The sequence below is a fragment of the Streptomyces sp. NPDC025651 genome (genome assembly GCF_055558735.1).
Genome location: NZ_JBVHLZ010000001.1, coordinates 1,205,454 through 1,218,226, shown reverse-complemented (window position 1 = coordinate 1,218,226; position 12,773 = coordinate 1,205,454). Strand labels below are relative to the sequence as shown.

Here is a 12,773-nt window from a genome sequence, read left to right as displayed (position 1 = left end):
GTGGAACTGACTCTGCTCGGCACCGGCGCCCCCGGAGGACTGCCCCTCCCCGACTGCCCCTGCGCGGCCTGCGCGACCGCGCTCGGTGACGCGGCCCGCGCCGCCACCGCGCTGCTCGTGGACGGCGTCCTGCTGCTCGACCTCACCCCCGGTGCCGCCTTCGCGGCCGCCCGCGCGGGGCACTCGCTCGGCGGAGTGCGCCAGGTCCTGCTCTCCCATCCGCACGACGGGCCCGCGGTCGAGGTCCCCGCGGGCCTGCCGCAGCCGGGGCGGGTCGCCGACGGCCGGGAGCTGGCGCTGCTCACCGGGCACCGGGTGCGCGCGGTGGCGCTGGACGCCCCCGGTTCCGGGTACGAGGTGACGGGCCCCGACGGGGAACGGCTCCTGTACCTGCCGCCGGGCGGCGCGCCCGCGGGGCTCGCCGACGCGAACGGCGACGCCCGGCAGATTCCGTACGAGATGGTCGTCGCCGACGTCGTCGGGCGCCCCGACGGGCTCGCCCGGCTGCGCGCGGCGGGGGCGGTCGGGCCCACCACCGACGTCATCGCGGTCCACGTCGGCCACGAGGTGCCGCCCGGCAGGGAGCTGACGCGCCGTCTCGCGGCCGCGGGGGCGCGGGCCGTGCCGGACGGGACGACGCTGGCCGTCGGCGCCTACGAGGACGTACCGGACGTGCCGCGCCGCACCCTCGTCCTCGGCGGCGCCCGCTCGGGCAAGTCCGTGGAGGCCGAGCGGCGCCTGGAGGCGTTCCCCGACGTGCTGTACGTGGCGACGGGCGGGACCAGGAGCGGCGACGCCGAGTGGGCCCAGCGGGTGAGCCTGCACCGGGAGCGGCGCCCGGGGTCCTGGCGGACCGCGGAGACCTGCGACCTGGTGCCGCTGCTCGCGCAGGACGGGCCGCCGCTGCTCATCGACTGCCTGTCGCTGTGGCTGACCCACGTCATGGACGAGGTGAAGGCGTGGGACGACGCCGAGTGGGCGGGCGGCGGGGAGCGCACGCTGCGGGCCCGGGTGGCCGAACTCGCGGACGCGGTGCGCGCGAGCAGGCGCACGGTCGTCGCCGTCTCGAACGAGGTCGGCTCCGGCATCGTCCCCGCCACGGCGTCGGGCCGCCGCTACCGCGACGAACTGGGCCGCCTGAACACGGCGTTCGCGGCGGAGTGCGAGCACGTGCTCCTGGTCGTCGCGGGACAGGCCCTGCCGCTACGTGGCTGAACGACGCTCGTGTCGGCTTGCCCGCCACCGGCGCGTGCTTTGAGCTGCCTTTATGACCATCGCCGAAGAAGCCGAAGAAGTATCGGGAGAAGGGCGCCCCGTACGCGTCGGGGAGCGCGCCGCCGAGCGCGTCAGGCCCCGGCTCGACGGGGTGCCCGAGACCCTGCTGTGGACCCTGTGGAACCGCGCCTGCGAGGCGCGGCGGGCGGACTCCGTGCTGGAGGACCCCATGGCCGTGCGGCTCGTCGAGGAGATCGACTACCCCTTCGAGGAGCGGCTCGGTCCGCCGCATCCGCTCTTCTCGCAGATCCAGGGGCTGCGCTCGCTCTGCTTCGACCGGGCCGTCCAGGAGTACGTCGCCGACCATCCGTACGCGACCGTCGTGGCCCTCGGCGAGGGCCTGGAGACCGGGTTCTGGCGCGCCGACAACGGACGTCTGCAGTGGCTGAGCGTCGACCTGCCCGAGGCAGCGGCGCTGCGGTCCCGGCTGCTCCCGCAGAGCCCGCGCCATCACGTCGTGGCCTGCTCCGCCACCGACCTGAGCTGGCTTGACCGGGTGCGCGACCGCGACAACGGCGTGATCGTGACCGCGCAGGGCCTGATGATGTATCTGCGGCCCGGCGAGGTCCGCGGCATCCTCGCCGGCTGCGCCGAGCGGCTGCCCGGCGGATCGCTCGTCCTGGACTCGATGCCGCGGTGGGTCGTCAAGGCGACCCGCAAGGGCTCGCTGCGGGTCGGCGATCTCACCATTCCGCCCATGCACTGGGCCATGGCCGCCGACGAGCGGTACAAGTTGCGGTCCGCGCACCCCGCCATCGGGGAAGTGCGGGCGCTGACGATGCCTCAAGGGCGGGGGCGGCTGGGCCGGTTGATCGAGCGGCAGCATCTTGTGCCGTTGTTCCGGTCGATCTCGCCTGCTGTCAGTCAGGTCTGGTTCCGCTGAGGCCTGTGGGGAACTGCGGGTCTCTCGTGGCCGAGCACGCAGTTCCCCGCGCCCCTTACGGGGCGCTGTACGCGCCGTCCACCAGGTAGTGCGCGCCGTGCGTGAACGAGGCCCTGTCCGACAGCAGGAACGCCGTCACCTCCGCCACCTCCTCCGGTGTGCCGAGCCTGCCCGCCGGGTGCAGGGAGACCAGGAGGTCGCGCACCCCCTGGTCGGCCCCGGCCAGCAGCGGGGTCTCGACGAAGCCGGGGCCGACCGCGTTGATGCGGACGCCCTGGGCGGCGTACTCGATCGCGGCGCTCTTGGTCAGGCCCACCACCGCGTGCTTGGCGGCGCTGTACGCGGCCGAGCCGAGGAAGCCGTTCACGCCGAGCACCGACGACATGTTGACGATCGCGCCGCCGCCCGCCGCGAGCAGCGCCGGGATCTCGTAGCGCAGTCCGTGGAAGACGCCGTGCAGGTTCACGTCCACCACGCGCCGCCACTCGGCCGGATCGAGGTCGGCGGTGAGCGCCGTGGGGCCCGCGACGCCCGCGTTGTTGACGGCGAGGTGCAGCGCCCCGAAGACCGACACGGTGGTGGCGACGGCCGCCTCGACCTGCACCGGGTCCGTGACGTCCACCGTCACCGGGATCGCGTGGGCGCCCGACGAGGTCAGCTCGGCGGCGGCCTTCCCCGCGCCCTCCGCGTCCCGGTCGGCGCAGGCGACGGCGGCGCCCGCCGCGGCGAGACGGCGGGCGACCGCGAGGCCGATGCCGGAGGCCGCACCGGTGACCAGGGCGGTGCGGCCCGCGAACTCCCGTTCTCCGTACGTCACTTGTCGTCGCCCCTGCGCGCGATGACCCGGTAGGCGTTGGAGAAGCCGGTGCGGGTGAGCAGCGGCGGCAGGAACGTGTCGAGTCCGTACGCCACCGCGAACAGCGGCACCGACGCCCACCACGCGGCCTGCCGCAGCCTGAGCTGGAGCGGCGTGGCGGCCTTGGCGCGCCAGGGGGCGTCGGCCTTGGGCAGATGGCAGTTGAGGAACAGCGCGAGCGCGGTCGTCAGGTCGAACGGGATGTGGGGCTCGCGGCGCTCCTCGGCGACGACGGTGAAGCCCAGCGACTCCAGCTCCTTGCGGAGGTTGGCGATCGGCACGAAGTGCAGGTGCTGCGGCTGGAAGTACGACACCCACCACTTGCCGAGCAGCTTGGTGTAGCGGGACTCGGGGTCGGGGACCTCGATCATCAGGTGGCCGCCGGGGCGCAGCACGGTCCGCGCCGCCTTGATCTCCTCGCGCGGGTCGAGGCTGTGCTCCAGGTAGTGGAACATGCTCATCGCGTCGTAGCGGCCGGCGAGGGACTCCGCGAGCTGGGTGAGGTGGCCGCGGTGGCCCTCCTCGATGCGCCCGTGCCGTACGCCCTCCTCGACGCCGTCGCTCAGGTCGAGGCCGTCGAAGGACGTGTACGGCAGGACCTGCTTGGCGACGGCCGGGAAGTGCCCGTGGCCGGTGCCGACGTCCAGCCAGGACTCGGGCTCGTCGAAGACGCGCAGGGCGCGGGCGCTGGCGAGGTAGCGCTTGGTGCTCGACTCGGCGCCGAAGAGCTTCTCGGCCTCCTTGCCGCCGAGCCCGTCGTAGAAGTCCCGGTAATAGAAGTCCAGGCCCTCGGGGGTGAGGCGGGGGTTCTGGAAGGAGTGGGCGCAGTCGCCGCACTGGTCGACCGTGAAGGTGCCCGGCTTGTGCTGGATCAGGTCGGTGGTGCGCAGCCGCACCCGCAGGCGCGAGGAGCCGCACCAGGGGCAGTCGGTGCGGCGCGGCTCGTGGAACCGCTCGGTGCCCTGGGCGAGTTCGGCGAGGTAGGCGGGGCGCCGTTCGGCGACCCGCTGGGCGGCGTCGGTGGTCATGCTCGTACTCCTGGAGTGTGTGGGGGGTCGGGACGCGGGGGTCAGACCGCGAGCTTTTCTAGGTGCGCGGCGGCCGCCGGGGCGCCGCCCGCCGCGCGGAAGGCGTCGCGCACGCGCCGGGCGGCCGTGGCGTACGCCGGGTCGGTGAGCACGGCGTCGAGGGCCGCGCCCAGCTGTGCGCGCCCTGCCCGCCCGAACCGCACGCGCACGCCCGCGCCCGCCGCGGTGACCTGGGCGGCGATCACCGGCTGGTCGTCGCGGATGGGGGCGACGACCAGCGGGACGCCGTGCCACAGCGACTCGGCGACGGTGTTGTGCCCGGCGTGGCAGACCACCGCCGACGCCCGCTCCAGGAGCGGGAGCTGGGGCACACCGGAGGCGATGAGGACATCGGCGTCGGAGCCCGTGTCGAGGACGCCGCCGGGGTCGACGAGCACCGTCTGCAGCCGTGCCGCGCGCTCCCGCGCCGCGGCGGCGCACTCGGCGAGGAAGCGGCCGCCGGTGTCGGTGTTGGCGGTGCCGAGCGAGACGAGGACGAGGGAGCGCGCCGGGTCGAGCCACTCCCAGGGGAAGTCCGGCGCGGGCCGTTCGGCGATCGCGGGGCCGACCCAGCGGGCCCCCGGGGCGTCGCAGCCCGCGAGTTCGGGGGTGCTGAAGGCGATCTGGAGGTGCGGCGAGAAGCGCGGGTCGTAGGCCGCCGCGGGGTCGCCGAGGCGTGCGCGGAGGCCGCCGATCAGCCCCTCGATCCACTCGGCCACCTTCGGCATGCCCTCCAGGGCGCCGCTGAACTCGGCGGTCGTGGTGGCCGACGTGGCGTACGGGATGCCGCGCCGCTCGGCGACGAGGGCGCCCGCAAGCGCCTGCTGGTCGGCGACGACGACATCGGGGCGGAACGCGTCGACCGCCCGCTCGACGCCGGGCGCCATGGCCTCGGCGAGGGGGCCGAAGCACTCCTGCCACAGGAACTGCAGGGCCGCGACGCCGCGCAGCTCGGGCGGCCTGGTCAGCTCCCGCGGGGTCGCGCAGGCGTACGACTCGGTCTCGGGGCCGACCAGGTGGGCGATCGGCTCCGGGTGGCCCGCCCAGGCGACGCGGTGGCCGCGGGCCTCCAGTTCGGCCCCGACGCCGACCAGCGGGTTGATGTGCCCGACGAGCGGCGGCACGACGAACAGGAAGCGGCTCATGACGACGCCACCCCGCTGCCGCCGCGGGCGAGCTCCTTGTGGCCCTCGCCCACCCAGTCCAGGAGCAGCGGCCCGACGGTCTCCGGGGTGCCGACGAGGACCGAGTGCCCGTGCCCCTCGACCTTGAGGGTGCGGCACAGCGGCAGGAGCTCCTCCAGCCAGGGCGCCATGTCGGCGAGGTCGGAGTCGGCGCCGTAGACCGCGAGGACGGGGATGCCCAGGGAGCGCCACCGGTCCTCGTGGGGGATGCGGCTCGCGGCGATGTCCTCGGCGATGCTCGTGCCGTGCAGGATGCGCTGCGCCCACCGCACGAGACGGGCCTCGTGGCGTCCGTACGTCTCCTCGATCCACGGCAGCGTGCGCTCGTCGCGCAGTTTGTACGCGGATCCGGCGAGCAGCCCGCTCATCTTCTTCGCCCAGGCCGCGGTGGGCGGCTCGGACTCGACCATGAGGACGCTGGCCACCCGGTCGGGGTGGTGCAGGGCGAGGTCGAGGGCGACGGTGCCGCCGAAGGAGTTGCCGACGAGGTGGACGGGGCGGCGGATGTCGAGGGCGTCGAGGAGCGCCGTGAGGTCGGCGGTGAACTCCTCGACGCGGTAGCCCTGTTCGGGCCGGGCGCTGCGGCCGTGGCCGCGCTGGTCGTACATCACGACGTCGTATCCGGCGGCCGCGAACTCGGGCGCGACGGTGAAGTAGTAGCTGGTGAGGTTGTCGGTGGCGATGCCGTGTACGAGCACGACGGTCTCGCCGCCCCCTTCCCCGAGCCGCTCGACGTTGAGGCGGGCGCCGCCCGCTTCGACGAGCGTCACCGCAGCTGCCCGCTCACGTAGCGGACCACCTGGCCGACGGAGAGCCCGATGATCTCGGAGAGTTCGAGCGAGGCGAAGAAGGCGGGGAAGTCCACGCGGTCGCCGTAGCGGCGGCGCAGCTCGCCGGTGAGGGTGACCAGGTCGATGGACTCCAGGTCGAGGTCCTCCACGAAGCGGGTGTCCATGGTGATCGGCATCGCCTCCAGCTCGGCCTCGTCGAGCACGGAGCGCAGGGCGTCGGTGAGGCCGGCGAGGACGGCGCTCTCGTCGGCGGCCGAGTCGGCGGCGGGGGTGGTGGCGGGGCCGGTGACGGGAGTCGTGGCGGGAGTGGTCATTCCGGGTTCTCCTCGGTCGGGTCGGTCGAGTCGGTCCAGGCGACGATGTAGCCGCGGGGCGGCAGGCCCGGCGGGTTCGCGGTCTCGGCGACGCGGACGCGGTGGGCACGGGCCGCGGGCGTCCGCACGGTCAGGGCCCCGTCCTCCGCCTCGGTCACCGTGAAGTCGCGCGGGCGGCCGCCCATGCCGGTGCCCTCCGCCTTGGCGGCGGCCTCCTTGGCGGCCCAGAAACGGGTCAGGGTGCGGGCCCGGTCGCCGTCGCGGGTGGCGAGACCGTCGAAGAGCGCGCGTTCGGACGGGGCGAGGACGGCGTCGTACGTGGTGTCGGGGCGCTCGGCGATCTCCTCGATGTCGATGCCGACGGGGCCCTCGCCGGGCGGGCGCACCAGGGCGACGGCGGCCTCGGCGCAGTGCGCCAACGAGAGCTCCAGGGGCGGGAGTTCGCGCCCGTGCACACCTTCCGGACGCGGCTTTCCGCTGTCCTCGTTGCGGACGCGGACCTCGCCGGGGAAGACCGGGCCCTCGCCGAGCCGCCACAGGTGCCTGCGGATCGCGTCCTTCGCGGCGATCCGGCCGAGGAACCACTGCCGCCTGCCGCGCGGCGGGTGCGCGGCGTACTGGCGGCGCTCGTCCCCCGCGAGCTGGTTGCGCATCATCAGGTCGCGCGACGCGGGGTCGGGCCAGTACTCGAAGACGAGCTGCCAGCCGCCGGGGTGCTCGTCGGAGAGGGTGTTCTCCTCGGGCCTGCGCTTGACCGGGTCGATGCGGGCCGGGGAGTCGAAGCGGCGGTCCTGCCAGCCGCGGATCTCGGCCCAGACCCGGCCGCCGCGGGTGAGCTGGACGTCGGCTTCGAGGACCGTCTCGGTCAGGGCCGTGACGCGGACGTCGCAGCGCAGCTCCGTGCCGGGCGCCGGGTGCGGGCCGTGGAAGCGGGCCTCGCGGATGCCGACGGGGAAGACGACGGTGCGGTCGGTGTGGGTGGCCATCAGCCAGTAGCCGAGGAGCTGGCCGACGTTGTCGAGGAGGGCGCCGGGGGCGGGCGGCGCGGTGAGGACGCCGCGTACGTGGCGGTCGCCGAGGGCGTCGATGCGGGTGACGCCGCGGAAGAGGGGCCCGTGGAACATCCACCGCTCGTCGTACATCTCCCGGGCGGAGACGGTGGGCGGGCGCTCGGTGGCGGGGGCGGGCCAGGGGGCGGGGGCCAAAGGGTACGCGGGGGCGGTCTCGACGGTGGCTCTGGCGTGCCGCCCGAAGTTCACGTCGTACCGGCCGGGGGCCTGCGCCTCGACCGTCAGGTCGACCTCGGCCGCGGGCTCGGCCACGACCCACTCCAGGAAGCGGGCGTCCCGGACGGTGACGGGGAGGTCGCCGCCGGGGGTGGCGTCCATCATCAGCTGGACGATGGTCGTCGCGGGGACCACGGGCCAACGGTCGGCCACGTCCGGCCAGTTGGGGGGCTGCTTGAAGAAGCAGTGGTCCAGGAGGTGGGGCATGGTGGTGACGTCGATGTGGATGGGGTGGGTCGTCTTGGCCGGTTGCCCGCCTCGGGTGGGGACTGCCTGGGGGGCGGGGGCGGGGCGCCGCGGGGTGGCGGGGCGGTGCGGAGTGACGGGACGGTGGGTGGGAGAGGTCTTCGCGGTGCGGCCGGTGAACAGTTCGGCGGCCAGTGACGCGGTCGAGTCGAGCAGGGCCCTCAGCTCCCCCGCCGCGGGGAACTCCGCGGCGACCGGGGCGAGGACGTCCTGCCGGGTCCCGCCGCGGAGCGAGGACCGCAGCCGGTCCCTGGTCGCGGCGTCCAGCGAGACGAGCCGCGCCCCCAGGGCCACCGGCACCCCGGAGCGGGAGCCCCGGCGGCGGGTGAACGCCGAGAAGTCCGGCTCGGCGCCGCACGCCCACAGCCCTGCGGCAACTCTCCGGAGCTGCGACATCCCGTCCCGCCGGGGCGAGTTCGCGCTCACCGCGAGGTGCTCACGCGAGGCCAGCGTGTCGCCGACCAGGGCCGGCAGCTGCCCCGAGCCGAGCTGCACGAACGCCCGTACCCCGTCGGCGTACAAGGCCTCCACGAGCTGCCGGAACCGCACGGGTTCGAGCAGGTGCCGCACGAACAGTGCCCGCACCTCCCGCTCCCTCTCGGGGAACGGCGAGGCGGTCGTCCCCGACCACACCGGCACGGTCGCCCCGTGCAGGGTGAACCGCTCGCTCGCCTCCTGGATGGGCGCGAGGTAGGGCTCCAGCATCGGCGTGTGGAAGCCGGACTCGAACGGCAGCACCTGTCCGAGTACGCCGTCCGCCCTCAACTGCGCGGCGAGGGCCTCCACTTCGGCGTGCGGGCCACAGGCGACGGACTGGCGGGGGGCGTTGTCGTGGGAGAGGACGACTCCGGGGTACCGCGCCAGTGCCGCCTCCACCTGGGCCGCGGGGGCGCCGAAGGCGGCGAAGGCGAGGCCGGGGACGCGGAGCACCGAGGGGTCGAAGTCGCCGAGGAACGCGTCCACCTCGTCGTCCGCGAACATGCCGCCCGCGACCATGGCCGTCCATTCGCCGACGCTGTGGCCGGCCACGGCGTCCGGGGTGACGCCGATGCGGGACAGGGCGGTGGACAGGAGGCGGCCCACGCGGACCACGGCGGCGCCGTGTTCGGCCACGTCGCCGACGCGGGCGTCGAGGCCGGCCGGTTCCGGGAGGCCGAAGTGGCGGGCGATGTCGTCGACCTGGGGGGTGAACTCGGCTTCCAGGCCGGGAAAGAGGAAGGCGGTCCTGCCGTGGGCGTGCGGGGCGAGGAGGGGCTCGGGGGCACACCATACGTCGCTCCGGCCGCCCCAGAGCTTCGCCTTGGCGGCGGCGGATCTCGCCAGGGCGAGGCGCTTGGGAGTGGGGTCGAGGATGGCGACGCGGGCCGCGCCCCGGGGTTCCCCCCTGCGGGCGCGCAGTTCGACGTCATCGGCGTCGAGCAGCTCCGCGAGCTCCCGCGGAGTGCGGGCAGCGAGGCGGAGCAGAAGTTCGGGCTCGTCGACCGACGTGACGCCTCGTTCACGGTGCCCGGCAGCGGAGGCTGTGCCCACCCTTGCCCAAGCTCTCGACTCCGCTCGAGCAGGGGAGACCCCACTCGCCGTGCGGAACGCCTGCCCACGGCCGGGACGGCCATCGGCGGGGGCGGGAGGGGCCTCCAGGACCACGTGCGCGTTGATGCCTCCGAAGCCGAAGGCGTTGACCGCGGCTCGGCGGAGGTCGGTGTCCCAGGGGCGTGCCTCCGCCAGAGGGCGGAAGCGGGTCGGGAGGAGGGACGGGTGGGGGTCGTCGCAGTGCGGGAGCGGGGGGAGGGTGGCGTGGTGGATGGCCAGGGCCGCCTTGACCAGGCCCGCCACGCCCGCCGCCGGCATCGTGTGGCCGATCTGCGACTTGACCGAGCCGATGACCGCGTCCGGTTCACGCCCCGCTCCGAACACCTCGGCCAGCGTGGCCATTTCGGCGCCGTCGCCGTTCGGCGTGCCCGTGCCGTGGGCCTCCAGGAGGCCGAGGGAGCCGGGCGCCGAGGGGTCGAGGCCCGCCGCCCGCCAGGCGAGGCGGACGGCCCGCGCCTGCCCGCCCGGGTCGGGGTTGACGAGGGACGCGGCACGCCCGTCACCGGCGATGCCGACGCCTCGTACGACCGCGTACACCCTGTCCCCGTCCCGCAGGGCGTCGTCGAGGCGCTTGAGCACCACGACGCCCGTGCCCTCGCCCATCAGGACGCCGTCCGCCTCGCGGTGGAAGGGGCGGATCCGCTGGGACGGGGACAGCGCGCGGAGCTGGGCGAAGACCGACCAGAGCGTGATGTCGTGGCAGTGGTGGACGCCGCCGGCGAGCATCATGTCGCAGCGCCCCGAGGCGAGCTCCGCCACCGCCTGGTCGACCGCGACCAGGGAGGAGGCGCAGGCCGCGTCGACCGTGTACGCGGGGCCGCGCAGGTCGAGGCGGTTGGCGATGCGGGACGCGGCGAAGTTCGGGACGAGGCCGATCACGGACTCGGGGGTGCGCGGCCCGCCGACGGCCTCGCAGAAGGCCTCGCGGACCTCCGCCAGACGGTCCTCGCCGATGTCGGGCAGCAACTCCCGCAGCGTACGGATCAGTTGGCCGGACGTACGGACGCGCTGGTCCAGGCGGGCCAGGCCGTCGGTCAGGTAGCCGCCCCTGCCGAGGACCACGCCGACCCGCGCGGGGTCGGCGGGCGGTCCGCCGCGCCCCGCGTCGGCGAGCGCGGCGGCCGCGGTGCGCAGCGCGATCAGCTGGTCCGGTTCGGTGGCGGGGACCGAGCCGGGCATGATGCCGTACGCCGTCGGGTCGAAGGCGGCGAGTTCGGGCAGGTCGTCGACGAAGCCGCCGCGGCGGCAGTAGATCGCGTCGGGCCGGTAGTACTCGTCCTGGTCCCAACGGGCGTGCGGGACCTCGGAGATGGCGTCCGCGCCTGTACGGACGTTGTGCCAGTACGTGTCGAGGTCGGCGGCCCCCGGCAGGGTGACCGCCATGCCGACGATCGCGACGGGCGGCGCCTTTCGCAGCACCGCGGTCACCAGCCCGACGCGGTGTAGACGACCTCGTCGGTCTCCGCGTCGCCCCAGGCGAGTTCGCGCAGGAGGGCGAGGACGCCTTCCTCGGGGTCGATGAGGGAGATGCCGCGGCGGGCGTACTCCCGGCCGAGCTCCGGCGAGACCATGCCGTCGTGCGCCCCCGTCGGCGCCCACGGGCCCCAGTGGACGGTGAGGGCGCGGCTGCCGGTGGCGTCGCGCCAGTGCCGGCCGAGGGCGGCGAGGGCGTCGTTGGCGGCGGAGTAGTCGATCTGGCCGCGGTTGCCGTAGACGGCGGAGATGGAACCGAACAGGACGGCGAAGCGGGGCAGTTCGGGCAGCCGGTGGACCGCGGCGAGCAGGGCCTTGGCGCCGTCGACCTTGGTGCCGTAGACGCGGGTGAAGGAGTCCGGGTCCTTCTCCGTCACGAGCCGGTCCTCGATGATCCCGGCGGCGTGCACGATGCCGTCGATGCGGCCGTGGCGCGCCTGGATGTCCTTGACCGCCTGCTGCACGGCTTCGGCGTCGCGCAGGTCGAGGGCGCGGTAACCGGCGGTGCCGCCCGCCGCGCGGATCTCGGCGAGGGTCTGGGCGACCTCGCGGGCGGCGAGGACGCGGCTCGCCTCGCGCTCGATCTCGGCGGGGCGCAGGCCGCCGCGGGCGGCGAGGGCGGCGCGCAGGGCGACCTTGTCGCGGGCCTCGGGGAACGGGTCGCCGCCGTCGGGGAGTTCGGTGCGGCCGAGGAGTTCGACGCGGCAGCGGGACGCGGTGGCGAGGGCGACGGCGAAGCGGGCGGTGATGCCGCGGGCGCCGCCGGCCAGGACGACCACGGAGTCCGGGCCGAGCCCGAGGACGGCGGCCTCCGCGGCCCCGTCCCCGGCCGGTCCCGCCCCGCCGCCGCCGAGCAGGCCGAGTCCGCTCTCGTACGTCTCGATGCCGCGCCGCGCGCCTGCCGGGGCGTCGGCGGCTTCGGTGCGGAGCACGACCGGCTCGCGGTCGGGGGCGAGGAGTTCCTCGACGAGGGCCTCGGCCTGGTCGGCGGGCGACCAGGAGGCGTCGAGGTCGACGACGCGGGAGAGGGTGTCCGGGTACTCGCGGGCGACGGTGCGGAAGAAGCCGCTCAGGCCGTTGGCGTCACCGGCGTAGCGGGCGCAGATGAGCCAGCGGGGGGCGCGTCGGAGCAGGCCCTTGAACACGGGGAACTGTCCCGGCAGCAGGGCCTCGCCGACGGGCGCGAGGGCCCCGACGTGCAGCACGCCGTCGAGCGGCGCGGCATGCCCTTCGAGATCCCCGCTGCCGCGCACGGCACTGGCCCCGAGCACGGTGAGCCGGGTGACCAGCGCCTGCGCCACAGCCGTCCCGTCCCCGACGACGAGGAAGTGCTTCCCCCGCAGATCCTGCTCGACGGAGCCGGGGGCGGGAGCGGGGGCGAGGGCGGTGGGCCGCAGGAGGTAGCGCTTGGGGGCGGATCCGGTGAGGGGCGCGGATCCGGTGGGGGACCCGTTCGGCTCCTCGGCAGGCGGCACCCCGAGGTCTGAGGCGGGTGCCTGGTCCGACGCCGGAGCCGAGGCCGCGGCGGGAGCCGAGGAGAGCTGGGGGGCCTGGGTGGTCTGGGTGGTCTGAGTGGTCTGAGAGATCTGAGAGATCTGGGAGATCTGGGAGGTCTGAGAGGCCTGAGAGGCCTGAGAGGCCTGAGAGGCCTGCGCATCCTGAAGGGGCTGGGACTCGGCGCCCTCCCCCGTCGATGCGCCCGTCTTCCGCCCCAGCCACTCCGCGATGCCCGACGCCGTGCGCGCCCGCGTCAGCTCCTCCAGCTCCGCGTCCGGCAACGACCGCAGATCCACACCCGAACCAAGGAG

At 75.0% G+C, this 12,773-nt stretch carries 9 protein-coding genes; 2 read left to right on the top strand and 7 right to left on the bottom strand.

Going from position 1 to position 12,773, the window contains the following annotated elements; all coding sequences use genetic code 11:
* Both ACZ4D5_RS05670 and ACZ4D5_RS05665 read left to right on the top strand, forming a co-directional pair.
* Positions 1-1,215, top strand: a complete 1,215-nt coding sequence (locus ACZ4D5_RS05670; protein WP_467771042.1) for a bifunctional adenosylcobinamide kinase/adenosylcobinamide-phosphate guanylyltransferase — start codon at positions 1-3, stop codon at positions 1,213-1,215.
* Positions 1,216-1,267: 52 nt separating this feature from the next.
* Positions 1,268-2,158 carry a class I SAM-dependent methyltransferase gene (locus ACZ4D5_RS05665; RefSeq protein WP_467771041.1) on the top strand — a complete coding sequence of 297 codons (891 nt, stop codon included), beginning with the start codon at positions 1,268-1,270 and terminating at the stop codon, positions 2,156-2,158.
* Positions 2,159-2,213: 55 nt separating this feature from the next.
* Here ACZ4D5_RS05665 and ACZ4D5_RS05660 read toward each other — a convergent pair whose 3' ends face one another.
* The 7 genes from ACZ4D5_RS05660 to ACZ4D5_RS05630 form a co-directional block, all read right to left on the bottom strand.
* The gene (locus ACZ4D5_RS05660; protein ID WP_467771040.1) at positions 2,214-2,975 is read right to left on the bottom strand and encodes an SDR family NAD(P)-dependent oxidoreductase; all 762 of its coding nucleotides are present in this window, start codon (positions 2,973-2,975) and stop codon (positions 2,214-2,216) included.
* Complete coding sequence (locus ACZ4D5_RS05655; protein WP_467771039.1) at positions 2,972-4,042, bottom strand: class I SAM-dependent methyltransferase; 1,071 nt, start codon at positions 4,040-4,042, stop codon at positions 2,972-2,974. Before ACZ4D5_RS05655 ends, ACZ4D5_RS05660 begins: the two co-directional genes overlap by 4 nt.
* Positions 4,043-4,083: 41 nt before the next feature.
* Positions 4,084-5,226: a glycosyltransferase gene (locus tag ACZ4D5_RS05650; protein WP_467771038.1), complete on the bottom strand. Its 1,143-nt coding sequence runs from the start codon at positions 5,224-5,226 to the stop codon at positions 4,084-4,086.
* Positions 5,223-6,035, bottom strand: a complete 813-nt coding sequence (locus ACZ4D5_RS05645) for an alpha/beta fold hydrolase (protein WP_467771037.1) — start codon at positions 6,033-6,035, stop codon at positions 5,223-5,225. Before ACZ4D5_RS05645 ends, ACZ4D5_RS05650 begins: the two co-directional genes overlap by 4 nt.
* Complete coding sequence (locus ACZ4D5_RS05640; protein ID WP_467771036.1) at positions 6,032-6,370, bottom strand: acyl carrier protein; 339 nt, start codon at positions 6,368-6,370, stop codon at positions 6,032-6,034. The genes ACZ4D5_RS05645 and ACZ4D5_RS05640 overlap by 4 nt, the downstream gene beginning before the upstream one ends.
* The gene (locus ACZ4D5_RS05635; protein ID WP_467771035.1) at positions 6,367-10,911 is read right to left on the bottom strand and encodes a beta-ketoacyl synthase N-terminal-like domain-containing protein; all 4,545 of its coding nucleotides are present in this window, start codon (positions 10,909-10,911) and stop codon (positions 6,367-6,369) included. The genes ACZ4D5_RS05640 and ACZ4D5_RS05635 overlap by 4 nt, the downstream gene beginning before the upstream one ends.
* Before the next feature lie 5 nt (positions 10,912-10,916).
* Positions 10,917-12,773: SDR family NAD(P)-dependent oxidoreductase (locus ACZ4D5_RS05630; protein WP_467771034.1), on the bottom strand; the 1,857-nt coding region annotated here is incomplete at its 5' end.